Origin of the sequence: Pseudomonas arsenicoxydans, assembly GCF_006438915.1 — a bacterium.
Taxonomy (GTDB): Bacteria; Pseudomonadota; Gammaproteobacteria; order Pseudomonadales; family Pseudomonadaceae; genus Aquipseudomonas; species Aquipseudomonas arsenicoxydans_A.
Genome location: NZ_RCZE01000012.1, coordinates 35,819 through 60,158, shown reverse-complemented (window position 1 = coordinate 60,158; position 24,340 = coordinate 35,819). Strand labels below are relative to the sequence as shown.

Genomic DNA, 24,340 nt, shown 5'->3' with positions numbered 1-24,340 from the left:
ACCCATTGATGGTGAGTCAAATCCGCGTTTGGTTCGGACTGATCATGGGCGCACTTTTGCTGACCGTGATAACGGCGTGCTCGCCATTGAACATGCTTAATGCCCTGACCCCTGACGGTACGTTCGACAAAACCGAGGGCATTGCTTATGGCGATGACCCGCGACAGAAACTCGATGTTTACGTACCGCGACACGCCATGGAAAACACGCCAGTGGTGGTGTTTTTCTACGGCGGCAGTTGGAACAGCGGGTCACGTAGTGATTACGGTTTTGTCGGCGAAGCGCTGGCGTCTCGGGGAATGGTGACGGTCGTGGCGGACTATAGGCTGTATCCACAGGTGCGGTATCCGTTGTTTCTCGAAGATGCGGCGAAAGCCGTGGCCTGGACGCATGAACACATTCGCCAGTTTGGCGCAAACCCGCAGCGCCTTTACCTGATGGGGCACAGCTCCGGGGCCTACAACGTTGCAATGCTGGCGCTGGATTCGAGGTTGCTGGGCGCGCAGGGCATGTCGCCGCACGACCTCAGTGGCTGGATTGGCCTGGCCGGGCCTTATGATTTTTTACCCATACAAAATCTGGAGGTGCGCCCGGTGTTTTTCTGGCCGGATTCTCCCCCCCAATCCCAGCCGATCAACCACGTCAGTCGAGGCGCTCCACCCGCGCTGTTGATGGCTTCACGCGATGATGATGTCGTCAATCCGACCCGCAACACCGCAGGCCTGGCACTGAAATTGCGCCAGGCCGGGGTGCCGGTTCAGGACTTTTACTTTGCCCGCACCAGTCACGCCACGCTGGTGGCGACGCTGTCCCGGCCCCTGCGCGATTTGGCGCCCGTGCTGGATGAGGTCACGGCCTTCGTCAACGCCACGCCGACTCAGTGAACCTTGCCGGTGAACCAGCCATCGTTCGTGCGCAAGTGCCAGGCTATCGCGCCGAGGGTCAGGCTGCGCAACACCATGAACAGTAAAAAGGTGATCCACAGTCCATGGTTGCCCAAGCCTTGCAGCAGCCAGGCGAAGGGCAGCAACAGGACCACGGTCAGCAGCATGCCGTTGCGCATTTCCCGGGCGCGCGTGGCGCCGATGAACAGCCCGTCGAGCAGGTAACTCCACACCGCAATCAGCGGGAGTGCGGCGAGGTAGGGCAGGTAAATGAACGCGGTTTCGCGCACGCTCTGGATGTTCGTCTGCATCTCGATAAACAGATGCCCGGCGAACGCAAACAGCACGGCAAAGCCCAGGCTCGCCAGCAATGACCAGCCGCAGGCGACCACCAGTGAGCGCCGTAACGCCTCGCGGTCACGGGCGCCGATGGCATGCCCGCACAGGGCTTCCACGGCATGCGCCAAACCGTCCAGTGCATGGGCTGTCAGCAGCAAGCCGTTGAGCAATAGGGCGTTGGCGGCGACGGTGGCGTCACCGAGTCGCGCGCCCTGCACGGTGATCAGGAAAAATACCGATTGCAGCGCCAGGCTTCGAATGAAGATGTCGCGATTGACCGCCAGCAATGGTCGCCAACTCTGCCACAGCGCCAACGCGGCCCAGACGATGTGACCGGGGTAGGCTCGCAAGGCTCTGCGCGTCATCAGCAAGCCAATCAGTGCGCCGGTCCATTCGGCAATCACCGAGGCGCGGGCTGCGCCGACCACGCCCCATTCCAGCCCGAGGACGAACCAGAGGTTCAGCGCGATGTTCACCAGGTTGGTGCTCAGCAGAATCGCCAGCGGCGCCCGGGCGTTCTGGGTACCGAGGAACCAGCCGACCAGTGCATAACTGGCCAGCGCCGCCGGCAGTCCGAACAGTCGGGTGTGGAAAAACTCGCGGGTCAGTTGATCCAGTTCTGCCGAGGGTTGCATGAAGTGCAGCGCGACGCCGCTCAAGGGCACACCCACAGCACCGAGGACAATCGCCAGGCCCACGGCCAGCAACAGGCCTTGCAGCAAAATCTGCCGTAACGCCGCGCCATCCCCGCGTCCGGCAGCCTGCGCTGCGAAACCGGTCGAGCCCATGCGCAGAAAGCCCATGGCCCAGGCCAGGAAGGTATACAAACTGGCCCCGACTGCCACGGCGCCCAATTGATGGGCGTGGGGCAGGTGGCCGATGACCGTACTGTCGACCAGCGCCACCAGCGGTACGGAAATGTTCGACAGAATCATCGGCGCAGCCAGCGCCCAGACCCGGCGATGGGTCGGGCGGTCACGCCAGTCGGCAATCAGGTTGGACATGCAGGCTCCTTGGCGAAGCCGGCATTGTAGCGACACATTCGAAATCTGCAGCGCTCCATTGTGGGAGCGGGGTTGCTCGCGAAGGCGGTCTGTCTGATACATCAATGTTGGGTGTACCGCCGCTTTCGCGAGCAAGCCCGCTCCCACATTGGGATTTTGGTGTTAGTGAATGATCCAGCTCAGCAGCCACAGCCCCAGCAACAACCAGATAATCCCCATGATGACCGACGCATTCATGAACGCCCGAATCGCCGACCACAACAGCATCAACCCCAGGATCAGCGCAATGATGCTGATGATCGAAGTGTCCATCCCCAGTGTCCGGGACAGCCCATCGACAAAGTTGCCACCGGCGTGGCTCAACAGGTTGAACAAGCCACTGAGGGCGTCAACGATAAAGCGGATGACCGAACCGAGTGCCTGGCCGAGCCATTCGAAAAAACCTTCTACCTGCATGTCGTTAACGTCCTGATGAAAGTGGTTGAGCCTTGGGCCATTGATCGCAGTGGCGAGTTCCCTGCAAGCATAGTGGTTTTGCAGCGCTTGCCGCTTGCCTTCACTCATCATCCCCCCGAAGCTATACGCCTTCAGGAGAGCCCGATGAACCTTGTTGAACTGACCGAACGCCTGCACGCCATCCGTGACCGCAACGACTGGCGCCCATTTCACAGCCCGAAAAACCTGGCCATGGCCGCCAGCGTGGAAATGTCCGAGCTAGTGGAGATTTTCCAGTGGCTGACCGAAGACCAGTCGCGTCAGCTGCCGGCCGACAAGCTCGCCCACGCCGGGCAGGAAGTCGGCGACATCGTGCTCTATCTCTTACTGTTGTGCAGCGAGTTGGGGTTGGACATGAACGAAGTGGTGCGCAGCAAACTCGCCGACAGCGAACGGAGGTTCAGCTGATGAGCGATCGTCATTTCGATCAACTGGCGACACGCTTCGCCGAAAAAATCTATGGCGGGGCCAAAGGCGCGATCCGCCTGGCGGTGCTTCAGGCCGACCTGGCCGAAACCCTGCCGGACCGGCCGCTGCGTGTGCTCGACATCGGCGCCGGCCTGGGCCACATGTCGTTGTGGCTGGCGCAGCGCGGTCATGACGTCACGCTGGCCGAGCCCGCCGAGCCGATGCTCGAAGGCGCTCGTCAACGTTTCGCCGAAGCCGGGCAGAGCGCGACGTTCATTCAAGCGCCGTGGCAGGAACTGCTCGGTCAGCTCACCGAGCCCTACGACCTGGTGCTGTGCCATGCCGTGCTGGAATGGCTCGCAGAACCTCACGCGATTTTGCCGGTATTGCATCAATTGACGAAAAAAGACGGCTGGTTGTCCCTGGCCTTCTACAACCGCGATGCGCTGATTTACCGCAACCTGCTCAAGGGCCATTTTCGCAAGATGCGCAAGAACGACATGGCTGGCGAAAAGCAGAGCCTGACCCCGCAACAACCGCTGGATCCGCGTGAATTGGCGGCGCAACTTGAAGGCCTGTGGCAGGTCGAAACCCAGAGTGGCGTGCGGGTTTTTCACGACTATATGCCGGTGGAATTCCAGGCTCGCGCCGAGCTTACGGACCTGCTCGAAATGGAGCTGGCCCACCGTCGTCACCCGAGCTTTGCCGGGCTCGGGCGCTATCTGCACTGGATCTGTCGGCCGGTCTGATCGGAGCTCGAAATGAAAAGTCGTTCAGGGGTACTGGTGATCTGTCTCGGGCTGGCGGCCTGCCAGGGCAGCAACCCGTATGTGGCGTCGTCCAACCCGATGCCGCCGGCGCCGCCCGGCGCCGCCAAGGTTTTCGACCGTAGCGCCTACCCGGCGGCGCCCCGTGACTACGGGCGTTATCGCAGCTGGGCGTGGCTCGACGGGCGCCTGCCGCCGGGTACCAACTGGGCAGACTCGGCGCAGGTGGCCGAAGTGGTCAGCAATGCCCTCGATCAGCGCGGCCTGCGTCCGCTGCACGATAACCGTCCAGCCGACTTGTTTGTCAGCGCCAACCTGCACCTGGAAACCCGCTTGCTCCAGCAACAGGACGACTACGGTTATTACGGTGGCGGTTATGGCGGTTACAACCACTATGGCAGCGGTTACGGCATGTACGGCAGCGTGCCGATCGTGCGTACCTATCAGGAACAAGTCCTGGTGGTGCAGGTGGACCTGTACGACGCCGGCACCGGCCAGCCCGTTTGGAGCGGCAGCGCCGAAACCGGCCAAAGCGGCAGCCAGAGTGAGCAAGCCGATGCCCTGCGAAAGGCTGTAGAAAAGGCAATGTCGGCGTATCCTCCCAGTTAGCTTCTTTAGTTAATAAGCCTTCGCAGGCCTCAACCGGAGAAAGATCATGTACCGCCGTCTCGCTGTACTGGCTGTGGCCGCGCTGCTCAGTGCCTGCGCTGCCAACCCGGTCAATTATGACTTTGACGCCAGCCGCGATTTTTCCGCCTACCGCAGCTGGAGCTGGAAAGAGCCCACCTTGCAGTACCGCCCCGATGACCCGCGAATCAAGAGTGACCTGACTGAACAGCGCATCCGCGAATCGGTCGGTGATCAGCTCGATCAGCGGGGCTTGCGTCCAGCCGCCGCTGGCACCCGGGCCGACTTGAACGTGCAAACCTACCTGATCGTCGAAGAGCGCCAGCAACAAGTCACCACTAACTATGGCGGTGGCTATGGCAACCCATGGAACGGTTACTGGGGCGCGCCGATGTACAACGAAACCCGTAACGTCAGTTACAAAGTGGCGACCCTCCAGATCGACCTGCTCGACGGCAAGGACGGCAAGCTGGTGTGGCGTGGCAGCGACGAACAACTGCTCAGCGGCTCGCCGAACCCGGAGGATCGCAGCAATGCTATACACCAAAACGTGAAGCGCATCCTGGCTAACTACCCACCCAAGCTGGCTCACTAACACCCCCTGACCAATGTGGGAGCGGGCTTGCTCGCGAAGGCGGACTTACATTCAACAAAGATGCTGGATGTAAAGGCCTCTTCGCGAGCAAGCCCGCTCCCACATTTTGATTTGTGGTGTTTTTGCTGGCGAGTTGCCAGCAGTCTGCTCAACCCTTGTCTACACTGCTCATCACCAACGGAGAAAGCCCCCGGCTGTGCACCGGCAAAGGAGTGCGCGATGTCTCCCCGCATGCAGTTTCGTGGACCGGTCCGGCAACGGGGGGCGATTGGTTTGATGGCGGCGCTGACCATGGCGGCGGCGCTGCTGTGCCTGGTGCTCGTGGTCGACACCGGCCGGCTCTACCTGGAAAAACGCAACCTGCAACGCGTCGCCGACATGGCCGCGCTGGAAGCCGCCACTCGGGGCGGCGACTGCCTGGCTGGCACAACCGCCGTCACCTACGCCACCGCCAGCGCCCAACGCAATGGTTTCGCCATCCCCAGTGTCGGCCGTGCCCTGGCCGTTGCTTGCGGCGTGGTGAACGTTAACGCCGGCAATATTCGGGTATTCGCAACTGACGCAAGCAAAAGCGAGGCGATCCAGGTGATTGCCAGCCATGTGGTGCCGCAGAGTCTGGCCGGTGGTCTCAGCGCAATGTTCGGCGGCGCTCCCGCCAACTCAACCATGAACCTGAGTGCCACAGCGGTCGCGGCAGTGGCGGGGCCGCCGGTTGCCCAACTGAGTATTCGTAACACCCTGGCCGACGTTAATTTGTTGAACGGTATGTTGTCCGGCTTGAGCGGTGCGCCTATCAACCTGACGGTCGCGAATTGGAACGGTTTGGTGGCCGCCAATATCAACCTGCTCAAATACATGGACCAGCTCGCCATTGACCTGCATGTCACCGCCGGTGACTACACGCAACTGCTCGGCGCCGATGCCACGGTGGGCCAATTGCTGCGAGCCGCCGCGACGGTAGCCCAGACCAATGGCGCCACGGCGGACGTGCAAACCGGTTTTAACGGGCTGGCCAGCACGGTCGTCAGCCCGCTCAAGGTGCATCTGGGTGACATCTTGCAGTTGCAGACGGGCAGCACCGCGTCCGGTCTGAACGCCAACGTGAACGCACTTCAGTTGGTCCAGGCCTTTATCGAGTTGGGCAACAGCAAGAGCGCGCTGACGGGCACGCTTCCGGTGAATCTGCTGGGGCTGGGCCTGGGGGCCACTGCCAGCGTCAAAGTGATCGAGCCGCCGCAGTTGTCGGTGGTGGGTAACCCTGCGTTGGCAAAACTGGCGCCTTTGGGCGCTAATCGAATTTATGTTCGCACCGCGCAGGTCCGGGTATTGGTGAGCCTGGATTTGTCGTTGGTGACTAACCTGACCAGTTTGGTGTCGGGCATCCTGTCCGTTGTCGTCGCGCCACTAGGACTCGATCTGCGCGTGTTGCCCAATCACAATCTGGACGTCAGTCTTGAAGCCGGTGGCGGCAGCAGTTACGTCACTGACTACACCTGCGCCAGCGAGACCAATAAGAGCCTGACCGCCTTCACCACCACCACGGTGGCTGAGTTGCGGGTCGGGCGGGTCAATCCGGATTGGGCCTCCTCGACTGCACCTCTGAGCGTCACGCCTTACACCTTGCTCGATATCCGGCACGCCGGCGTGCCATTTTCCGGTGGTGGCGCTGAAGTCATGATCGACAGCCCTGTCGTACCGAGCAGCGCATCAACCACGTTCCTCAACCCGCCGAAAGTCGGGCTGGCTCCCTCCAATCCGCCTTATACCTTGTCCGCCACCAATGCGATTTCTGGCTTGTCGCAAGCGATCAACCCCTTGCCGTTGATCATCCACACGCCCTCATTCAGTCCCGGTTTCCTGTTACAGGTTGTCTTCGATTTGCTGAACTCACTGCTCACGGGTGTGTTTTCGCTGCTGACGACGACACTCAACTCGATCCTCAGCCCGCTGCTGGACAACCTGCTCAACACCGTCCTGAAAACCCTTGGCATCGAGGTCGGGAAAATCCAGGTCGGCGCCAACCTCAGCTGTCACTCCGGCCGGGCATCGCTGGTGATCTGATCCGGCGGAGCAACCGGCAGCTCGATGCAAAACCGTGCGCCTTCCACCGAGTTGCGCACGCTCAAGCGTCCACCCATGTTCTCGACGATGCCGTAACTCACCGACAACCCCAACCCCGTGCCGATGCCGACCGGTTTGGTGGTGAAGAACGGTTCGAAAATCTTCTCCATCAGCCGCGGATCAATACCGCCGCCATTGTCCTCGACCCACAATCGCACCGACTGCTTGTCCCGTTCGGCGTACACCGAAATCCACGGTTTGAATTCCCGGTCGGCCTCGCGTTTGCTCAGCAGCGCATCCCGGGCGTTGACCATCAGGTTGATCAACACTTGCTCCAGCTGATCGACGTAGCCGCGCACTTGCACGTCAAAACCGGTCTCGCTGACGCGTAATTCAACGCCTTTGCCGCGCATGCCTTCGCCCAGCAGCGACAGCGTGCCCTCGATGGCCTGGGCCGGGTTGAACGGGTGTTGTTCGATCTCCGAACGACGGCCAAACACCCGCATGTGATCCACCACCCGCGCGGCGCGCTGGACCTGGGAATCGATGCGGTTGAGCTTGTCGGTGAGGTAGTCGATCTGCACCTCGCCCGTGCTCAGGCGCTTGAGCACATTGACGATGGCCATGCGCATCACGTTCAGCGGCTGATTGATTTCGTGGGCCAGGCCGGTGGCCATTTCGCCGAGGGTGGCCATTTTGGCGCTCTGGGTGAGTTGCTGCTGCGAGCGCCGGACTTCGGTGTTATCGCGCCCGACGGCCTGAATCTCCAGCAGGTGCCCTTGGTCATCAAACACCCCGCGATCCGACCAGACCCACCACGCGTGCTCCCGGCCGGGCAGTTGCAGGTTGATTTCCGCGGTACTCACCGGGAATTCCGGGCTCAGTTGACTGAGCCGCTGCACGAACGCTTCGCGTTGTTCGTCCGACATCCATTGGCCCAGATTCACCCCGGGCAGCTGTTCCGGCAGGCATTCCAGATAGGTCGCCAACGGCCGGTTACCGAAGGTCAGCGTCAGGTCCGGGCGATACCGGCAAATCATCGCTGGCGAGTCCTCCACCAGAATCCGGTAGCGCTCTTCACTCTGCTTCACCTGTTCGGCGGCCAGGGTCGCTTCGGTGACGTCCAGCCACAAGCCGACGGCTTCCACCGGCAGGCCGAGGTCATCGCGCAGCAGCTTCGCCTCGTCGAGCAGCCAGTGGTAATCGCCGCGATGGTCGCGCAGTCGGTAACGGGCGCGCACCGAACCTTCGCGCAGCAACTGCCGGGTGCGCTCGAAATACTGATCGCGGTCCAGCGGGTGAATACGTTCGATCAAGGCCCCGGCGCTGCAATCGGCGAGGCTCAGGCCTAGCAGTGGCAGCAAGCTGTCACTGAAAAACGTCGGCTGCAACGCACCTTCGACGTAGCGCTGCACGTAAATCACCGCGGGTGAACTGGCGATCAGATTGTCCAGCCGGGCATGGGCGGTGGCGGCGTTGTGTTCCTGGTTTTTGATGTCGCTGATGTCGAGCATGAAGCCGACCAAACGCCGCTGTTTGCCGGCGCCCAGGGCCTGGCCTTGCAGGCGATACCAGATCGGCGCCTGTGTCGCATCGGGTCGATGCAGGCGCACACACAGCAACAACGGGGTGCCGGCGTCCTGTAAATCCTGCAAGCGACTGCGCAGTTCTTCGCGGTCCGCGGGGTGTACGTGGTCGAGCCATTCGCTCAACGGTAATTGTGTGCTCGTCAGGTTCAGCACACTGGCGAGCGACGGCGCCAATTGCACCTCGGCGCGGTCGCTGAACACTTCCCACCAACCGGTGCCGAGCAATCCTTGCAGCGACTCCAACCGCTCCAGTTGCAATTGATGACGATGCTCGCGCAAGCGTTCCAGCAGCGGGCTGGCCAGTGCAGCGCAGAGCTGCAACCAGTCACTGTCGTTCAGGTCGGGGGCGCGTTGCTGTGCCGCATACACACCGCACAGCAACCAGGCGACCACGCCGTGAGCGTCGTAATAGGGCACCGCCAAGCCATCAGCATGCCCGAAGATGTCTTGCAGGCGCGGGTGCGCGGTGGGCGTCAGGTGTTGTGCGACCGAGCCGTTCAAACTGTCGAGCCCGGTGCCCAGGCGCTGAGCGTTTTGCCACAGCTTCGGCGCATCGAGGGCGGTGTATTGCTGTTGAATATGCCAGCCCTGTGCCTGCTCATCGAGCAACGCCACCGCGATGCACGGGATGTGAAAACGTTGCGCCAGCACCTGAAGCTGATCCAGCAGCACATCGGGCAGACGCGCCAGGCTGCACAGGCGTAGCTGTTCGCTGATCTTCGCCGCGAGTAATTGATTGTGTTCGCGGCTGCGTGATTGCCGGCGCTCGAGCAAAACGTCGCCGATGTCGAGCAACTGCAACAACCAGTTTTTTTCCACGGGCTGGACCCAGCCGCGCAGGTGCAGCGGTTGTCCGCTGATGGTGTAGAAGTCCAGGTCCAGGGTCTGTCCCTGCCAGTCGGCGGGCGCACCTTCGACCACGAGACTGCTGTGAGGCATGAGGTAATCCACCAGCAGCGGGGACTGCGCGGCTGGAATCTGTTGGGCCAGCATATGCCGCAGCGGTCCCGTCTGATGAATCACCCGGCCTTCGGCATCCAGGTACAACTGCAAGCCGACACTCTGCACGCACAAAGTGTCGGGCATGGCCACAGGCTGTGGCGGTGGGCGGTTCAGCAGGCGGCCGAACAGTGTGTCCCCGGAACTCAAAATTGCAGACTCGAACTGGCGCTGAGCGTCGCCGGCAGACTGGGCACCGAGCCGATCCCCGGCAGTACCAGAAACGGCATCACACGATTGAGCTTGCTGCTGGGGTAACTGATTTGCACCTTCAATACCCCGCCGACAAAGGTGATGGTGGCGTCGGTGGCGACATTGAAGTTCAGTGCCGGAGGAATCCAGGCCAACTGCCGGGTCAGTTCGGCCGCCGCGGTGGCTTGCACCGTGGCCGCGTAACCGGGCGCATTCGGGTCCACCGCCACGCTACGTCGCACCGCTTCGGCGGTCGACTGGTTGAACGATTGCATCAGCAACAGCGGCAAGCTGTAACTCACAATTGCATAGAGCACGGCGAAAAAGACCACGAACACCAAGGCGAACTCAATCGCGACGGCGCCTTTTTGCTTGCGGGGGAGGCTTGATTTCATGAGTGCGTCTACCCTGACTGTCACAGCGTGATATCAGCATAGAATCATTCAGCCATAACGGATGTTTTTTACCGCATGCAAAGCTTTGTTTTATTGATCTGGCTGACGCTCTGCGCCGCACAGGACGCCCGGGAAAAGCACATCGCCAACAGCCTGACCCTCGGCGCAGGTGTGTTGGCGCTGACCTGGCTGCTGTGGACCGACACCACCTGGCTGGGCGCCGAGGCCGCGCAGGGCGGTTGGGCGTTGTTGCTGGCGCTGGCCTTCACCTTGCCCGGTTATGCGCTGCGTCGCATGGGCGCAGGCGATGTAAAACTGATGGGCGCCCTGGGGCTTGCGACGGACGGTATGCACCTGCTGGGCAGCTTTATCGGCGCCGCACTGGCCAGTATTTTATGGCTGCTGGTGGCGCCAAGAGTCTGGCTTCATTTGGGTCAAGGGCTTAGAAGTCGTCTTCGATACCTGGAGCCGGGAGTGTCAAGGAAGCCGCCATTTGCGCCCTTTGTGTTGGTGGGGTTGTTGTTCACCTTCGCCTGGATTCACTAGTCGCCCGTTCTATGTACAGAGTCAGAAAGTGCGTCTACTTTCAAATCACTGGTTGTACAGCCTGGGGCTGTCGGTACAGGAGTGGTTTGCGTTGGCCTGAGCATGGAGTGGCGCGTGAATAAGTTTACGTCTGCGGTAAAAATCCTGGTGGTCGATGATCAGCCTTTGATCGTGGAGGAGTTGTGCGAATTCCTCCAGAGCAAGGGCTATGGCTGTATTGCGTGTGAGTCCGGCCAGCAGGCGGTCGAGCGCTTTGAGGAGGATCTGGATATCGGCCTGGTGCTGTGCGATTTGCAGATGCCTGGGCTGGACGGGATTGAACTGGTTCAGGCGTTGCAGCGGTTGTCTGGCAAGCACCGGGCGTTTGAAGCCATCATGCTGACGGGGCGTGCGGACAAGCAGGATGTGATCAAGGCGCTGCGGGCCGGGTTTGCTGATTACTATCAAAAGCCGGTCGATCTGGGTGAGTTGCTGGAAGGGGTTCAGCGTCAGGAAGTGGCGTTGCAGGAACGGCAAAAAAATCTGGCGCTGGGGCATTTGAATCAGAAGCTGCAGTATCTGTCCGAGTCGATCGATGATTTGTATCAGGATCTGGATAAGGTCCGACGTGGTCCGCAGGCGGATGTTGCCGATGCTGAGGTTGGTGATGTGGATCGGGTGGAGATGCCGGCGATTTTCAATCAGTTGTCGCCTCGTCAGTTGGATGTGGCGCGGTTGGTGGGCAAGGGGCAGACCAATTATCAGATTGCCTGTGAGCTTGGGATTACCGAGAACACGGTGAAATTGTATGTGTCGCAGGTGTTGCGGTTGACGCATATGCATAACCGGACGCAGTTGGCGTTGGCGTTGTCGCCCGGCAATTCGGGGATGCGCCAGCGGGTCACGGCTCACTGATTCTTCTTGATGTGTACACCGTTCAAACTGTGGGAGCGGGCTTGCTCGCGAAGGCGTCCTTAGGGCCGACCATTCTCTTGCTTGGTGTACATATCCATTCCTGCGGTAACGGCCACTAATGGTTCCGCCCTTACGGCGTGTCACTTTGGCAAACGCCCCAAAGTAACCAAAGGTCTCGCCCCGAGCGTCCGGCCCCTCGCCTAGGCTCGGCGTTCCTTCGCTCCGGTATCCATCCGGGGACACTGCCCTCCGGTCTGCTTCGCTACGACCTACATGCAGCGTGTTCGACTGCGTCGAACGGCGCTGCGCGCCACTCCCCGGATGCACACCTCCACTCAGCCTACCGAGGGGGCGGGTGAATCAAGATCAAAAGCTGCAGGCGAGCTAACGCTCGGCCTGTTGAGTGGTGAGGAGCAACGGCTGTGCGCCGATCAATTGTAGGAGCCTGGCTTGCCAGCGATGGCGGCCTGACAGCCGACCATTCTCCATCAGATGTACCCAGATCAAACTGTGGGAGCCTGGCTTGCCAGCGATGGCGGCCTGACAGCCGACCATTCTCCATCAGATGTACCCAGATCAAACTGTGGGAGCGGGCTTGCTCGCGAAGACGGCATCACAGCCAACCAATCCCCATCAGGTGTACCCAATCCAATTGTGGGAGCGAGCCTGCTCGCGAATGCGATTTAACATTCAACATCAATGTTGTCTGACCTACCGATTTGGCGAGCAGGCTCACTCCTACAGGGGGATGGATTTCTGCCGGGGGATTAGCGATGTGGCGCGGGTTTGGGGATTTCCAGGTTGTCCATCATCCGGTTTGCCGCCAGTTCGGCGAGCATGACAATTTGCTGGATCGCCATGGCCGTGTTGCGATGCGGGCCTTCCAGGTAGGCGGCAAAATCGCCGGCCATTACGCTGGCCTGGGCCAGGGATTCACAGGTGTGGGCCAGCAGGTCCTCGTGCTTGAGGTCCGGTGCGAGGAGGAACATCGTACTGGGTTTGCGGGTGGGTGGTGATTTCAGGGCCGCGGGGTTGAGGTAGTGATTCAGCGCGCGTTCGGCGGCGTCGTGAAATTTTTTGGAATCGACGGATTCGTAGGGGGAAACGTCGTCGGTTTCCGGAGGGTTTGGAGTTTCTTTAATCATTGGCAAAGATCCTTAGAGTCGAGGAGCTGCCACTTTCCGTTTTCCAGACGGAAGGGTGGCAGCTGTACGCGGACTGGAAAAACCGAGAAGGATCAAACCCGGCAGACCCGAAGGTCTCCCACGCACAGCCGCCATAACTTAAATCGCGGAGCTGAAAAAACGCCGCATTATGTCATGTGCTGTAATCCTATCTTCGGGTTTTCCAGGCCCGATCGCTGAAGTGCCAGCGACACCCAAAGCCTACCCATTTCCCGTCTGACCCAACAACCGACACAACCTGTCGGAATCTGCCTCAAAAACCGTCCCGGCTGTAGGACCCGCGTAAATTTTCAGACTGATCCCACTCGAAATGTGGGAGCGACGGTGCGGCGATTCGACCTGCTCGCGAAGGCGGCAAACCAGACACAAAAAAAACCAAGACCTACCCCCCCGACCCACTGCTCACCGTCCCCCCCTGATTCTGATCAAAAAACTGTGGGATCTCGTGTTCATAACTCTTCAACCAGCGCTGCATGCTCAACTCCCGTTCAGTCGCCGTCGAGGTCTGTGGTTTCTGCGAAGCGGCCTTGTTGCTGCTTTGCAGTTGCAGCCAGCCTTCGGTTTCCGCCTGTTGCGGCGAGGAGCGACCGTCGAGCGCATGGGCGGTGAGGGGCAGGGCCAGCAGGCCGAGGCAGCAGAGGACGATTGGTTTCATCGCAAAGGACTCCCTATTGAAGGCTCGGCGTCGCGACTACGGCGACCTGGTTCGCGGGAATCGGGCCTGTCTTGCCCGGGGTCTTGAGTTTTTGTGCGCGTTCCTGGGCTTCGGTGACTTGGGCGGGGCTGAGGCCGAGGCGGCTGACGAGTTCGGCGGCGCGGCTCCAGTCGTCCTGGTAGATCAGCAGCGTCACCATGTTCAACGCGGCCAGTGGATCGCCTTGCTTGAGTTCCATGGCGGTGAGGAATTCGAAGCGTGCATCGTCGACGCGCAGTTGATTGAGGTACACCACGCCGAGGTCGTTGCGGATTTTGTCGTCGGTGGGCGCCAGCCGTGCGGCGCGCAGCAGGTGGGCCTGGGCCAGGCCGTTGTCGCCCTTGGTGGCGGCGAGTTGGCCCAGGCCGTGTTCGGCTTCGGCGGCCATGCAGGTGCCGAGCAGGCTGCGGTATAACGGCTCGGCTTCGCTGCGGCCCAGCAGGCGGTAGACCTTGGCCCGGCGCAGGCGGACGTCGGCCACGTTGTCCGGCAGGCTTTGCAGGTTGGCCAGGCTGGCGTGCAGTTTGCCGTCGTTGGCCATGTCGTCGGCCAGGTTCAATTTCAGCTGTTCATCGGCACTCAATTTGCTGCAACTGGCGCTGCTGGTCAGGGCGTTCCACGGTGCCTGGCCCTCGGTGGCGCAACCGCCCAATAACAGCAAACTCAAACCGGCAATCATTGCTTTCATCAGGATCCCTCTACGAACCAATGGCGTGGGCCAGGGCGGTGAAGCCCGGGCCGGCCAGTACGATCAATAACGCCGGGAAGAGAAACAGCATCATCACGACGGACATTTTGGCGGACATCTTGGAGATGTATTCCTGCAGGCGCGTCAGGCGCCGGTCATCGAATAATTGCTTGAGCGTCAGCAGGGATTTCATCGCGCCGCCGCCCTGGTGGATCAACTGTTCAAGGATCACGCAGGTGTCGGTGAATTCATCGACCGCCAGCAAACGACTGACCTTGTGCAGTTCCTCGCCCAGTTCCAGGCCGGAGTCGACACGGGCCAGTACCAGGCGCAGTTCATGGGTCAGCGCGGGCATGAGTTGTTTGCCTTCGGTGCTCAGGACACGCAACGACTGCTCTACCGCCATGCCCGATTCGAACAGGATGCGCAGCAGCGGGATGAAGGTGGAAACTTCCAGTGCCAACTGTTTTTGTCGACGTTGCGAAGCAGCGGCGAGTAAACGTTTAGGCAGCAAATAGCCGATGGCCGTGGCAAACAGCGGGGTGATCCAGTGGTTTTCCACGTTGGGGTAAAACAGCCCCTGAAACAACAGACTCAAAGCCAGTACCAGCACCGGCACGCCCACCTGAAAGGCGGCGAACAGCGAGCGCCGGCGGGCGCTGCGCCAACCCAGGCGGTTGAGCAGTGTCTGGGTTTCGTTGTCCAGATTGACCGAGCGCTGACCGATCCGGCTATTGCCCAACGCCTGCAACAAAAGACCCAGCTGACTGTGGCCGAGCGGTTTGCCGTCGAGCCGCTGGGCCACCTGACGCGCCCGCCGGCGCTGGTCCAGCAGGCCACTGAGCAACAACAGCGTGGCCCCCAAAAACAACAGCGCGCTGATCAACAGAGGTATTTTCATACGCTGCGCAACATGCGCCAGAGCGCCAGGCTGCCCACTACCTGTAGGCCGAACGCTGTCGCCAGCATGATTTGTCCCGAGCTGTCGTGCCACATCGCGAGGAAGTAGGTGGGGTTGGCGACCAGAAAATAGCCGGCCATCGTTATCGGTAAAATGCCCAGCACCCAAGCGGTTACACGGGTTTCACCGGTCATGGCGCTGAGCTGGCGGGCGGCCTGCTCGCGCTCGCGGATCATCTTGATCAAGTTCTCCAGCAGTTCACTGGCATTGCCGCCGTAGCGATGATTGACCTTCAAACCCAGGGCAAGCAGGCGCAGTTCATCTCTCTCATACAACTCGGCGAAGTCCGATGCGGCGTCAGGCAGGCTGACGCCCAACTGCACGTTGCGCTGAACCCGGCCCATGGCATTTTTCAGCGGGTCGTCGGCGGCCTCTATGGCACCGAGCAGGGCATCGGCCAGGGTTCGACCGGATTTCAGGCTGCGCACGGTGTGATCAAGCAACGGCGGAAGTTGCTCGATCATGCGCTTGAGTCGACGCTGATAACGCCAACTGACATACAGCCGCAGGAGCAACGGCGGCGCCAGTACAAACACCAATGCACCGATCCAGCCCCCAACGACAAAACCCGACAAAATAGCGAGGGCCCACAGCAACAGCCAGCGCCCCAATCGTTCGGAGGGACGCCCGAGACCGGCGCGCAAAAACGCCCGCTCCGGTCCGGCCCAGGACGTTTTCTCGACGACGATCTGCGGTTGCCCTTGGGTCAGGCGCCCCAGCACGCGTTCGGTCCCGGTCTGGCGCAGCCCGCGGAGCAACAAGCGGATCGATAGCCCGAACAGGATCAGGCAAACGAGAATCAGCAGCGCCGGTTTGAGCATGCCGTGGCCTCAGTGCGGTGAGGAAACAAGCGCCGACTCGCGGCGCAGTTTGTCGCCGGCGGGATTGACCGCCTCGCGCATAAAACCAAAACCGGTGCGACGGTCCAGCCTGAACAATGTATTGGTGACGTACACGTCTTCGCGCACCCCGACCACTTCCACCACCTCACTGACACAGCGGCGGCCGTCGGGCAGGCGAGTGAGCTGGATCACCACGTCCAGCGCGGCGCAAATCATCTGGCGCAAGGTCTTTTCAGCGATGGTGCGGCCGGTCAGGCCGACCAGTGTTTCCAGGCGCAGCAGCGCGTCCTGGGCATTGTTGGCGTGTACGGTGCTCATCGAACCGTCGTGGCCGGTGTTCATGGCGGTGAGGACGTCGAGCACTTCGACGCCGCGAATTTCGCCGAGGATGATCCGGTCCGGGCGCATCCGCAGGGCGTTGCGGATCAGGTCGCTGGACTTCACTTCGCCATGGCCCTCGGCATTCGGCGGCCGGGTTTCGAGACGCACGACGTGCGGGTGGCCAAGTTGCAATTCGGCCACGTCTTCAATGGTGACGAGGCGTTCATGCGGGTTGATCAACTGGCTGAGAATGTTCAGCAACGTGGTTTTGCCGGTGCCGGTGCCGCCGCTGATCAGGATGTTGCAGCGCTTGCCCACGGCTTCCTGAATGAAGTCGTAGATCGCCTGATCGATGGTTTGCATCGCCATCAGGTCGGTGCTTTTGAGCATGTCCTTACGGAATTTCCGAATCGACAGGCACGGGCCGTCGAGGGCAATCGGCGGAATGATCGCGTTGACACGACTGCCATCGGGCAGGCGCGCATCGACCATCGGCGAGGATTCATCGAGCCGTCGGCCGAGGGGCGCGAGGATGCGTTGCATGACGCGTTCGACGTGGTGCGAATCGATGAAACGCAAGTCACTTTGATGCAGCACGCCATCGCGCTCGATGAACACCCGGTGCGGTCCGTTGACCAGGATTTCGGTTACGGAAGGGTCGCGCAGCAGCACTTCCAGCGGGCCGAAACCGGTGAGCTCGTCGACCAGTTCTTCCGCCAGGCGCTCCATTTCATATCGGGAAATCGCCAAGTGCAACCGGGCGATGTATTCGGCCACTTTGTCGATGACGAACTGCGACAGCGCCGGCCTCGATCCTTCCAGCAGGTTTTTTCCGGACTCTTCGATGGCGTCGATGATGTAGCGGTGCAGCACCAGTTTCAGACCTTCGTGGTCCGAGTTGCCGGCCGACGTGCGCGCCGGGGCGCCGAAGAGTTTTTCCGTGCTCATTGCGCACCCCTCAGCCGGTTGAACCAGCCGGTCTTGGGTTTGGCCAGGCCTTCGGAGCGTTTGGCCAGGCGTTCGCCAAGGGTGCGCAGGCTTTGGGTCAGGCCTTCACGCGGGGCCAGTTCGAACAGGCTCACGCCCTGGTTTTTAGCGTTCAGGCGCACTTCCGGGCTGAAGGCCAGAATCGCGAGGACTTCCATGCCAAAGCTTTTTCCCAGGGTGTCGGCGTCGGGAGCGACATTGCGCAGGTAGCGGTCAATCAGTAACCGGGCGTGATCGAGCTTCAGGCCTTTTTCGCGCCACAGGTTGAGCACCGCGAGGTTGCGCCGGCAGTCGAGCACGTTCTGGTCGGTGTACCACAGCAGCTTGTCGCAATGGCTGACAAAGGTGCGCAGCGCTTCGCTGTCCGGCTGGCCGGTGAGGTTCACCACGATGTGCTGGAAGTGTTGGCGCAGGGCGCTGAGCAGCATGTACAACTCGGCGGCGCTGGTGCGCTCCAGTGGTTCATCGTGGCTGGCGTAGGCGAGGATTCGCAGTCCCGTCTCATTGCTGGTGAATGCGCTGTCGATCAGCGTGGCGTCGAGGCGCCGCAAATGCCGCACGGCGTCACCGAAATGAAACGAGCTCTCCAGCCCGAGCAACGCCAGGCTGTCGCCGCGCGGCAAACCCAGGTCCAGCAACAAGGTTTGCTGGCCGCTTTTCTGCACCACTTGTGCCATGTGGTTGGCGATCAGCGCACCGTCGGCGTTGGTTTGCGCACCGTAGAGCACGGTCAGGCCACCGAGCTGGGTGCTCGGCGCCACCGTTGGCAGGCGTTTGCCGAGCCGGCGCACCAGCCCCGAAACTTCGCTGGAGCGTGAGCCATAGGCGACAAAATCCCGCGCGCCGGCACGCATCGCATTCAGCACAAGCTGATTGTCCATGCCGTCGCCCAAGGCCACGATCGCCAGCATCGGCTTGGCTTCCAGCGCCCCTTCGATCAGCGCGCTTTGCGCCACCACGTGTTCGCGGTCCAGCCCGACGAACACGAGGCTGGCGAAGGTGACGTCGACCAGCGCCAACAGTTCGTCGAGGCTGCCGCCGCCGGCGCTGACCACCTGGCCCAACGGGGCGAGGGCGCCTTGCAGCCACTCAAGGTCAGTGTCGTTGCGCGTAATCGCGAGGAAGGTCTGGCTCAGGTTCTGGCTCATTGCGATAACCCGCTGCGTTTATCGAAGTTGCCGTCTTCGAGGAAGAACATGCGATAAAAACCGGGGTCGTAGTTGCGCAATTGTTCACCGGGCAACGATGGCAGTGGTGCATTGACGGCCAGCGGTTGAACCAGGTGCGGCGTGACGATCATCAGCAGTTCACGCTCTTCGCGCCTGATCGATGAACTGCGGAAAAAGGCGCCGAGGACCGGGATATCCCCCAGCCCCGGAAACTTGTCGACCTGGGAAGTGTTTTGCGTGCTGATCAAACCGCTGATGACAAAACTCTCGCCATCGGCCAGGGAGATGCTGGTGTCGGTGCGGCGAATGGTGAACGCCGGGACCGTGGTGCCACCGATGGTGACGGCGTTGGCGAAATCCAGTTCGCTGACCTCCGGCGCGACTTTCAGGGCGATGCGATCGTTGCTGACCACGGTTGGCGTGAGCGTCAGGCGGACCCCGAATTCCTTGTACTCGATGGAGTAGCTGTTGCTGTTGGCACTCGGCACCGGGATCGGGATTTCGCCGCCCGCAAGAAAACTCGCGCTCTGCCCGCTGATCGCCACCAGGCTCGGCCGCGCCAGGGTGTAGGCGAAGCCGCTGCCTTCCAGGGCGTTGATGATCGCGAGGAAGTTGCCGCCGCCGGCGACGATGTTGAACATGTCATTGGCCAGCGGAATGCTCGGCACGGCGATCCGTGGATCGATGTTGCGCAATGGCAGCACTCGCGGGGTTACGGCGGTGTTCGGCACGGTGCCGGGGGAGCCAAAGAGGAAGTTCGAGTTTTTGCCGTAGATCGAGGTGCTGGCTTCTTTCAGCTTGGTCCGGCTGACCTCGACGAAGCGAATGTCGGTCTGCACTTGCGACGGTAGCAACGGGTCCTGGGAGGGCAGGGAAGAACTGCCGGTCATGGCCGCCGTGGCCCGACCTTTCACGAACACCATGCTTTGACGCGGGGCGCTGGCGCAGGCCGTCCAGACCATCAGGCTGGTGGCGCCGGGCGACATGCCGGTGAGCAGGAAGGCCTGGTTACCGTTGACCCGCACGTCGGCGATTTTCGGGTCACCCACGGCCAACCGGGTAATCGCCACCGGTGATTGCACTTCCTGCTGCAAGCCTTCGCCGACTTCCAGTGTCGCCGGCAATTGGCCGAGTGCGGCACAGTTACCGGTGGCCGCAAAGGTTGCCGTCAATGGCACGCTGCTCAGCAGCGAGCCCCAGAGCAGGCCTTGAAACATGAACATGGTACTTCTGCGCATGTAGATGCGTCCTTGCTCAATTCAGGGAGTTTGTTGAGTGATCTGATTGCCGCGAATGACTTCCACGCCTTTTTTCTGCGGTGCCGGACTGGCACCGAGGGTGAGGGGTTTGGGGGTGCCGACGAGGGCCAGTTGACTAAATTGCACGAGGTCGCGATTGGCGCTGGCGAGATTGGCCGGCGAAGCGCTTTCGCCGGCCCAGTAATGCGCCAGGCGTTTCTCTTCGGCGCTGCGCACGGCCAGGCGCAACGTACCGGCTTGGGCCGCGAGCGTCAGGCGACTCAGCAAGGGTTCGGGAACGGCGAGCAACACCGAGCGGGCATTGGCACGCAGTTGGTCCTGCTTGAGTTGTTCTTCAGTGCTGCGCGCCGGGTTGGCGGGGCGACCGTCGTTGGTCAGCCCCAGCTGTTCGCCGACCCCGAGTAATCGCAACGCCGGGACCACCACCTGGGCTGACTGCTGAGTGTTATTGGCGTCGACGCGCAGGAACAGCATCACGTCGACATAATCGCCTGGGCTCAGTTGTCCGCCGGCGTTGGTCACTTCATCCACCGCGACTGCAAGCGCGCGTTCATTCGGGCGGATCATCCGTGACAGCGCGCTGCCGGTTTCGAAGCTTTGATCGCTGAGCCAGGTGCCGGCGGTGAGGGCGTGCCACGGCTTACGGCCAATCGCTTGCTCAAGCGTGGTCAGACTGCCGGCCGGGGCGGTACGTAGTTTTTCGAGCGTGACGTCGGCAGCGGTGATTTGAACGAAGGGTGCTATGTCGTGCAGCAGGACCACCACCGGTTGGCGGGTGGGATCGTCCACTGGCACAGGGGCTGGAGCGATTGGCGCTGTGTTAACGACAGGTGGCGCGGCAGGCTGGAGAGCGGGTTCACGGCTCAGTGCAAGTCCCCAGTAACCGGCAATGACGGCACCCACCAGAAACAACCCGGCCAATCCCAGGGTGACACGGCTGTTCATGAGGGCTCTCCCTTTCCTGCTGTCGATGATCCGTACCGTTTCGAACGAGATAGATTCCCAAAAAAGCATTTAAATACATGGAACTATTTCGCTATTTGAAGGTAGTGCAGCTAGAGCAAAACGCCATTACTGGCAGGCAAAAAAACCGACGAAAGTGGGTGACTGAACCGCCAAACCCCGTTTTTTTGCCGAAAACGGGTGGGTTACTACTTTCGTATTAATACGTTCTTACAGTTGTTGGGTTGGGAAATGCCGACAATGCTGATGCTGGCACAGGGGAATCATGTTGCGGCCGCGCAACACCCGCAGTCTTTAGGAGAAGTCGTCATGTCCTTTAAAAGCGCTGTCCAGCACATCAAGAGTGAGATCGCGTTCTACTACAACCTGGCCAAAGACACCGAAGGCGCTTCGGGTATCGAATACGCCATCATCGCGGGTCTTGCGGCGGTGGCTGTGGGCGTTTTCATGGGCTCCATTACGAGCGCTTTTACTTCGCTTACCGCCAGCATCAAAGCTGTACTGCCTGGACCTTGATCATTGCTGTTTGCCAACTAGCCTGAGTGGTTCTAACGTCATCGCCTGGTCCATTGCAGGAAACCCTCATGAATGCGCCCGCACACCCACGCCAACAGCTTCTCCTGGTCGATGACGAGGAGGATGCGTTGATGGAACTGGCGGAGTTGCTGGAAGGGGAGGGTTTTTGCTGTTTTACCGCAACGTCGGTCAAGCTCGCTTTGCAGCACTTGACCCGCCATCCGGACATTGGGCTGGTGATCACGGATCTGCGCATGCCGGAGGAAAGCGGCATGTCACTGATCAAGCGTTTGCGCGAACACACCTCGCGTCAGCATTTGCCGGTGATCGTCACGTCGGGGCATGCGGACATGGAAGACGTCAGCGACATGCTGCGCTTGCAGGTGCTCGACTTGTTTCGCAAGCCGATTTATCACGTTCGGTTGCTGGAGACGCTGGATAACCTGTTTCCGCAGCCTCTGGTTCAGTCTTCTTAGTCAGGACGACCGCGATCGCGAGCAGGCTCGCTCCTACAGGGGATTTGTGTGGATACGCAAATCACCTGTAGGAGCGAGCCTGCTCGCGATCGCCATTTCAAACTCACCCAAGATTTTTTGCCCGGCATCAAGCCACGGGCCGCCAATGCCCGACCATGTGCTCAAGATCCCCAACCCCCACCAACCGAAAGTCCCCACTGGACCCCGTCGCACTCGCCATCAACGCCACCTCGCTGGGCAACCGCACCGGTTTGCGAAACTGCACGGCAATCTCGATGTTCGCCGTCGGCAAATGATCAGCCAGCGCCGCCAACGTCCGCGCCTTGTTCCATAACCCATGGGCAATGGCGGTGGGGAAACCAAACAGTCTCGCGCTGACAGCACTCAAGTGAATCGGGTTGTAGTCGTCGGACACCTTGGCGTACTGGCGGCCAATGTCGGCCGGCGCTTTCCAGCGGCTCATTTCCATCATCTTCAGCGTCGAGGCCAACACCTCCTCGACCGGTTCGCCGTCCAGTTTGACGCCCCGGCACAGCATCTGGCTTTGCGCTTCCCAGAGCGTCCCCAATTGATCGTCCAGCGTGGTCAGCAGATCGAACGTCGCCCCCTTGGCATGCGGTTGCAGATTCTGCACCTGGACGCTGACGCGTACCCGATTCACACCGCCCATAGGGCGCAACACGCGAATACGGTTGCTCAGGTGTATCAGCCCCAACAGGGGGAACGGAAATTCCCTGGCGGTGAGCAATTGCATCTGCAAGGCAAACGCGAGGATGTGCGGATAGGTCGGCGGCAGCAAACCGTTGTCGGCAAATCCGCAGACGTTGCGATACGCCGCCAGGCGTTTGGGATCGACATTGACCCAACAGTGCAACCCGGTGTCGGGCAAGGTGGTGCCGGTGATTTTGCGTCGCGTCGCCGCTCGCACGTACAACGCCGGCAGGCTCGGTTCGCGGTTGAGTGTGTGCCAGTCGGTGATCATCGCTAGGCCCCCAGAACGCTTTGTCCACAGACCCGCAACGCCTGGCCGGTAAACGCGCCGGTGCCCGGTTGCGCCAGCCACGCCACGGCTTCGGCGACGTCCTGCGGCAAGCCGCCCTGGCCGAGCGAGCTCATGCGCCGGCCCGCTTCACGCAAGCCGAACGGAATGTGCGCGGTCATCTGCGTTTCAATAAACCCCGGCGCCACCGCGTTGATGCTGATGCCGCGCTGATCCAGCGTCGGCGCCCAGGCTTGCGCCAGGCCAATCAGCCCGGCCTTGCTCGCCGCGTAATTGGTTTGCCCGCGATTGCCGGCGATGCCGCTGATGGAGGCGAGCAAAATCACCCGGCCGTTGTCGTGCAGGGTGCCGCTGTCGAGCAGGGCCTTGGTCAGCACTTGTGGCGCGTTGAGGTTGACCGCGAGCACCGCGTCCCAGAATTCCGGGGTCATGTTGGCCAGGGTTTTGTCGCGGGTGATCCCTGCGTTGTGCACCACGATGTCGACGCCGTCGGGCAGGTGTTCGACCAATTGTGCAGCGGCGTCTTCGGCGCAAATGTCGAGGGTGATGCTGCGCCCGCCGAGACGTGCGGCGAGGGCGTCGAGATCGGTTTTGGCCGGTGGCACGTCGAGCAGAATCACCTCGGCGCCGTCACGGGCCAGGGTCTCGACAATCGAGGCGCCAATGCCACGCGCGGCGCCGGTCACCAACGCCTTGCGTCCTGCCAGCGGTCGCGTCCAGTCCTGAACGGGCGTGGCGCACGTTTTCAAACGAATCACTTGCCCGGACACGAACGCGCTTTTTGGTGAGAGGAAAAACCGTAGCGGTCCTTCCAACTGATCGTCTGCACCCTCGCCGACATAGATCAGCTGCAACGTGCCACCGCTGCGCAGTTCCTTGGCCAGCGAACGGCTGAAGCCTTCCAGTGCGCGCTGGGCACTGGCGGCGAAGGGGTCGCTCAATGTCTCCGGCGCACGACCCAAAATCACCAGATGCGCGCTGTGGTCGAGGTTTTTCATCAGCGGCTGGAAGAATTCGCGCAGTTGTTTGAGCTGATCGGTCTGCACCAAATGACTGGCGTCGAACACTACGGCTTTGAGTTTCGGACCGTGGCCGGGAATCCACGCGGTGGCCAGCGACGGCTCGGTGCCATAGCTGTAGATCGCGTCGGTCAGGCGATTGGCGAAAGCACTGACTTTCTCTACCAGCGGCCCCCCACCGATTAACAACGCCCCTTCGACAGGTCGCAGCCGGCCTGCCTGCCAGCGTTCCAGGCGAACCGGCGACGGCAAACCCAAAGCCCCGACCAGGCGATGGCCGATGGACGAATTGGCGAAGTCGATATAACGGTCTGACATGGAACGTGCTCCGGCGGCTGGGGTTCAAAGTGTGGACCACGAATGGCAATCAGTCGTTCGATCCACGAGATAAGGCCTACGCTTGAACAGTGCAGAGTAGTTGGAGCTTGGGTTTAGCAGAACTTGCTGGGGAATGCAGAACCTGTGG

General features: G+C 61.1%; 25 protein-coding genes. 10 read left to right on the top strand and 15 right to left on the bottom strand.

All coding sequences use genetic code 11. The features are described 5' to 3' along the window. Nucleotides 1–8 precede the first annotated feature (8 nt). Entirely contained in the window at nt 9–884 is an 876-nt protein-coding gene (locus tag EAH78_RS23310; protein WP_170219157.1) for an alpha/beta hydrolase, read from the top strand. Here the strand turns inward: EAH78_RS23310 and EAH78_RS23305 are convergent. Continuing rightward, on the bottom strand, nt 878–2,227 hold the full coding sequence (locus EAH78_RS23305) for an MATE family efflux transporter (protein WP_140669619.1): 1,350 nt from the start codon (nt 2,225–2,227) through the stop codon (nt 878–880). The two genes, EAH78_RS23310 and EAH78_RS23305, sit on opposite strands and share 7 nt — an antisense overlap. Nucleotides 2,228–2,389: 162 nt before the next feature. Beyond that, nucleotides 2,390–2,683, bottom strand: coding sequence for a hypothetical protein (locus EAH78_RS23300; protein ID WP_140669776.1), 294 nt, complete (start codon nt 2,681–2,683; stop codon nt 2,390–2,392). 144 nt (nt 2,684–2,827) lie between these two features. Here EAH78_RS23300 and EAH78_RS23295 point away from each other — a divergent pair, with 144 nt between their 5' ends. The 5 genes from EAH78_RS23295 to EAH78_RS23275 all read left to right on the top strand — a co-directional run bounded on the left by EAH78_RS23295 (nt 2,828) and on the right by EAH78_RS23275 (nt 7,180). Further along, nucleotides 2,828–3,130: a MazG-like family protein gene (locus EAH78_RS23295; protein ID WP_130206432.1), complete on the top strand. Its 303-nt coding sequence runs from the start codon at nt 2,828–2,830 to the stop codon at nt 3,128–3,130. Next, nucleotides 3,130–3,879 carry a methyltransferase domain-containing protein gene (locus EAH78_RS23290; RefSeq protein WP_140669618.1) on the top strand — a complete coding sequence of 250 codons (750 nt, stop codon included), beginning with the start codon at nt 3,130–3,132 and terminating at the stop codon, nt 3,877–3,879. The genes EAH78_RS23295 and EAH78_RS23290 overlap by 1 nt, the downstream gene beginning before the upstream one ends. A 12-nt stretch (nt 3,880–3,891) precedes the next feature. Beyond that, nucleotides 3,892–4,506: a DUF4136 domain-containing protein gene (locus EAH78_RS23285; RefSeq protein ID WP_140669617.1), complete on the top strand. Its 615-nt coding sequence runs from the start codon at nt 3,892–3,894 to the stop codon at nt 4,504–4,506. Nucleotides 4,507–4,552: 46 nt separating this feature from the next. After that, nucleotides 4,553–5,119, top strand: a complete 567-nt coding sequence (locus EAH78_RS23280; protein ID WP_140669616.1) for a DUF4136 domain-containing protein — start codon at nt 4,553–4,555, stop codon at nt 5,117–5,119. A 219-nt stretch (nt 5,120–5,338) separates the two neighbouring features. After that, entirely contained in the window at nt 5,339–7,180 is a 1,842-nt protein-coding gene (locus EAH78_RS23275; RefSeq protein ID WP_140669615.1) for a pilus assembly protein TadG-related protein, read from the top strand. On the opposite strand, the gene EAH78_RS23270 is transcribed toward EAH78_RS23275, so the two are convergent. After that, nucleotides 7,150–9,918: a PAS domain-containing sensor histidine kinase gene (locus EAH78_RS23270; protein WP_140669614.1), complete on the bottom strand. Its 2,769-nt coding sequence runs from the start codon at nt 9,916–9,918 to the stop codon at nt 7,150–7,152. The two genes, EAH78_RS23275 and EAH78_RS23270, sit on opposite strands and share 31 nt — an antisense overlap. Continuing rightward, entirely contained in the window at nt 9,915–10,355 is a 441-nt protein-coding gene (locus EAH78_RS23265; protein ID WP_140669613.1) for a TadE/TadG family type IV pilus assembly protein, read from the bottom strand. Before EAH78_RS23265 ends, EAH78_RS23270 begins: the two co-directional genes overlap by 4 nt. 75 nt (nt 10,356–10,430) lie before the next feature. Here EAH78_RS23265 and EAH78_RS23260 point away from each other — a divergent pair, with 75 nt between their 5' ends. Beyond that, complete coding sequence (locus EAH78_RS23260; protein ID WP_140669612.1) at nt 10,431–10,901, top strand: prepilin peptidase; 471 nt, start codon at nt 10,431–10,433, stop codon at nt 10,899–10,901. A 114-nt stretch (nt 10,902–11,015) separates the two neighbouring features. After that, nucleotides 11,016–11,795, top strand: a complete 780-nt coding sequence (locus EAH78_RS23255; RefSeq protein WP_140669611.1) for a response regulator transcription factor — start codon at nt 11,016–11,018, stop codon at nt 11,793–11,795. Nucleotides 11,796–12,562: 767 nt separating this feature from the next. On the opposite strand, the gene EAH78_RS23250 is transcribed toward EAH78_RS23255, so the two are convergent. From EAH78_RS23250 to cpaB, 9 genes are all read right to left on the bottom strand, one after another. After that, a complete protein-coding gene (locus EAH78_RS23250) occupies nt 12,563–12,940 on the bottom strand; it encodes a DUF6124 family protein (protein ID WP_140669610.1) in 378 nt (125 codons plus the stop codon). Between the two features lie 421 nt (nt 12,941–13,361). Continuing rightward, nucleotides 13,362–13,634 carry a DUF3613 domain-containing protein gene (locus tag EAH78_RS23245; protein ID WP_140669609.1) on the bottom strand — a complete coding sequence of 91 codons (273 nt, stop codon included), beginning with the start codon at nt 13,632–13,634 and terminating at the stop codon, nt 13,362–13,364. A gap of 13 nt (nt 13,635–13,647) precedes the next feature. Beyond that, nucleotides 13,648–14,361 carry a hypothetical protein gene (locus EAH78_RS23240; RefSeq protein ID WP_140669608.1) on the bottom strand — a complete coding sequence of 238 codons (714 nt, stop codon included), beginning with the start codon at nt 14,359–14,361 and terminating at the stop codon, nt 13,648–13,650. Nucleotides 14,362–14,371: 10 nt separating this feature from the next. Next, complete coding sequence (locus EAH78_RS23235; RefSeq protein WP_140669607.1) at nt 14,372–15,262, bottom strand: type II secretion system F family protein; 891 nt, start codon at nt 15,260–15,262, stop codon at nt 14,372–14,374. Continuing rightward, a complete protein-coding gene (locus tag EAH78_RS23230; RefSeq protein ID WP_140669606.1) occupies nt 15,259–16,143 on the bottom strand; it encodes a type II secretion system F family protein in 885 nt (294 codons plus the stop codon). The genes EAH78_RS23235 and EAH78_RS23230 overlap by 4 nt, the downstream gene beginning before the upstream one ends. Nucleotides 16,144–16,152: 9 nt before the next feature. Then, nucleotides 16,153–17,433: a CpaF family protein gene (locus EAH78_RS23225; protein WP_140669605.1), complete on the bottom strand. Its 1,281-nt coding sequence runs from the start codon at nt 17,431–17,433 to the stop codon at nt 16,153–16,155. After that, nucleotides 17,430–18,620 carry an AAA family ATPase gene (locus EAH78_RS23220; RefSeq protein ID WP_140669604.1) on the bottom strand — a complete coding sequence of 397 codons (1,191 nt, stop codon included), beginning with the start codon at nt 18,618–18,620 and terminating at the stop codon, nt 17,430–17,432. The genes EAH78_RS23225 and EAH78_RS23220 overlap by 4 nt, the downstream gene beginning before the upstream one ends. Next, complete coding sequence (locus tag EAH78_RS23215) at nt 18,617–19,879, bottom strand: type II and III secretion system protein family protein (RefSeq protein ID WP_140669603.1); 1,263 nt, start codon at nt 19,877–19,879, stop codon at nt 18,617–18,619. Before EAH78_RS23215 ends, EAH78_RS23220 begins: the two co-directional genes overlap by 4 nt. Before the next feature lie 21 nt (nt 19,880–19,900). Beyond that, complete coding sequence (cpaB, locus tag EAH78_RS23210; protein ID WP_140669602.1) at nt 19,901–20,845, bottom strand: Flp pilus assembly protein CpaB; 945 nt, start codon at nt 20,843–20,845, stop codon at nt 19,901–19,903. 258 nt (nt 20,846–21,103) lie between these two features. Between cpaB and EAH78_RS23205 the strand changes: the two genes are divergently transcribed. Next, nucleotides 21,104–21,379 (top strand): Flp family type IVb pilin, encoded by a 276-nt coding sequence (locus EAH78_RS23205; RefSeq protein WP_345789807.1) that lies wholly within the window; start codon nt 21,104–21,106, stop codon nt 21,377–21,379. A gap of 68 nt (nt 21,380–21,447) precedes the next feature. Next, a complete protein-coding gene (locus tag EAH78_RS23200) occupies nt 21,448–21,855 on the top strand; it encodes a response regulator (protein ID WP_140669601.1) in 408 nt (135 codons plus the stop codon). Nucleotides 21,856–21,982: 127 nt separating this feature from the next. Here the strand turns inward: EAH78_RS23200 and EAH78_RS23195 are convergent, their stop codons facing one another. Together EAH78_RS23195 and EAH78_RS23190 are read right to left on the bottom strand one after the other, a co-directional pair. Further along, on the bottom strand, nt 21,983–22,837 hold the full coding sequence (locus EAH78_RS23195) for a MaoC family dehydratase (RefSeq protein WP_140669600.1): 855 nt from the start codon (nt 22,835–22,837) through the stop codon (nt 21,983–21,985). A 2-nt stretch (nt 22,838–22,839) separates the two neighbouring features. After that, a complete protein-coding gene (locus EAH78_RS23190; RefSeq protein ID WP_140669599.1) occupies nt 22,840–24,192 on the bottom strand; it encodes a 3-oxoacyl-ACP reductase in 1,353 nt (450 codons plus the stop codon). Between the last annotated feature and the right edge of the window lie 148 nt (nt 24,193–24,340).

Coding starts and splice junctions, on each gene's coding strand:
- EAH78_RS23250 (WP_140669610.1), bottom strand. CDS start 12,940: ATGATTAAAGAAACTCCAAACCCTCCGGAAACCGACGACGTTTCCCCC.
- EAH78_RS23295 (WP_130206432.1), top strand. CDS start 2,828: ATGAACCTTGTTGAACTGACCGAACGCCTGCACGCCATCCGTGACCGC.
- EAH78_RS23235 (WP_140669607.1), bottom strand. CDS start 15,262: ATGAAAATACCTCTGTTGATCAGCGCGCTGTTGTTTTTGGGGGCCACG.
- EAH78_RS23205 (WP_345789807.1), top strand. CDS start 21,104: ATGCTGATGCTGGCACAGGGGAATCATGTTGCGGCCGCGCAACACCCG.
- EAH78_RS23260 (WP_140669612.1), top strand. CDS start 10,431: ATGCAAAGCTTTGTTTTATTGATCTGGCTGACGCTCTGCGCCGCACAG.
- EAH78_RS23280 (WP_140669616.1), top strand. CDS start 4,553: ATGTACCGCCGTCTCGCTGTACTGGCTGTGGCCGCGCTGCTCAGTGCC.
- EAH78_RS23230 (WP_140669606.1), bottom strand. CDS start 16,143: ATGCTCAAACCGGCGCTGCTGATTCTCGTTTGCCTGATCCTGTTCGGG.
- EAH78_RS23300 (WP_140669776.1), bottom strand. CDS start 2,683: ATGCAGGTAGAAGGTTTTTTCGAATGGCTCGGCCAGGCACTCGGTTCG.
- EAH78_RS23310 (WP_170219157.1), top strand. CDS start 9: ATGGTGAGTCAAATCCGCGTTTGGTTCGGACTGATCATGGGCGCACTT.
- EAH78_RS23290 (WP_140669618.1), top strand. CDS start 3,130: ATGAGCGATCGTCATTTCGATCAACTGGCGACACGCTTCGCCGAAAAA.
- EAH78_RS23265 (WP_140669613.1), bottom strand. CDS start 10,355: ATGAAATCAAGCCTCCCCCGCAAGCAAAAAGGCGCCGTCGCGATTGAG.
- EAH78_RS23190 (WP_140669599.1), bottom strand. CDS start 24,192: ATGTCAGACCGTTATATCGACTTCGCCAATTCGTCCATCGGCCATCGC.
- EAH78_RS23220 (WP_140669604.1), bottom strand. CDS start 18,620: ATGAGCCAGAACCTGAGCCAGACCTTCCTCGCGATTACGCGCAACGAC.
- EAH78_RS23200 (WP_140669601.1), top strand. CDS start 21,448: ATGAATGCGCCCGCACACCCACGCCAACAGCTTCTCCTGGTCGATGAC.
- EAH78_RS23285 (WP_140669617.1), top strand. CDS start 3,892: ATGAAAAGTCGTTCAGGGGTACTGGTGATCTGTCTCGGGCTGGCGGCC.
- cpaB (WP_140669602.1), bottom strand. CDS start 20,845: ATGAACAGCCGTGTCACCCTGGGATTGGCCGGGTTGTTTCTGGTGGGT.
- EAH78_RS23275 (WP_140669615.1), top strand. CDS start 5,339: ATGTCTCCCCGCATGCAGTTTCGTGGACCGGTCCGGCAACGGGGGGCG.
- EAH78_RS23240 (WP_140669608.1), bottom strand. CDS start 14,361: ATGAAAGCAATGATTGCCGGTTTGAGTTTGCTGTTATTGGGCGGTTGC.
- EAH78_RS23215 (WP_140669603.1), bottom strand. CDS start 19,879: ATGCGCAGAAGTACCATGTTCATGTTTCAAGGCCTGCTCTGGGGCTCG.
- EAH78_RS23195 (WP_140669600.1), bottom strand. CDS start 22,837: ATGATCACCGACTGGCACACACTCAACCGCGAACCGAGCCTGCCGGCG.
- EAH78_RS23305 (WP_140669619.1), bottom strand. CDS start 2,227: ATGTCCAACCTGATTGCCGACTGGCGTGACCGCCCGACCCATCGCCGG.
- EAH78_RS23245 (WP_140669609.1), bottom strand. CDS start 13,634: ATGAAACCAATCGTCCTCTGCTGCCTCGGCCTGCTGGCCCTGCCCCTC.
- EAH78_RS23225 (WP_140669605.1), bottom strand. CDS start 17,433: ATGAGCACGGAAAAACTCTTCGGCGCCCCGGCGCGCACGTCGGCCGGC.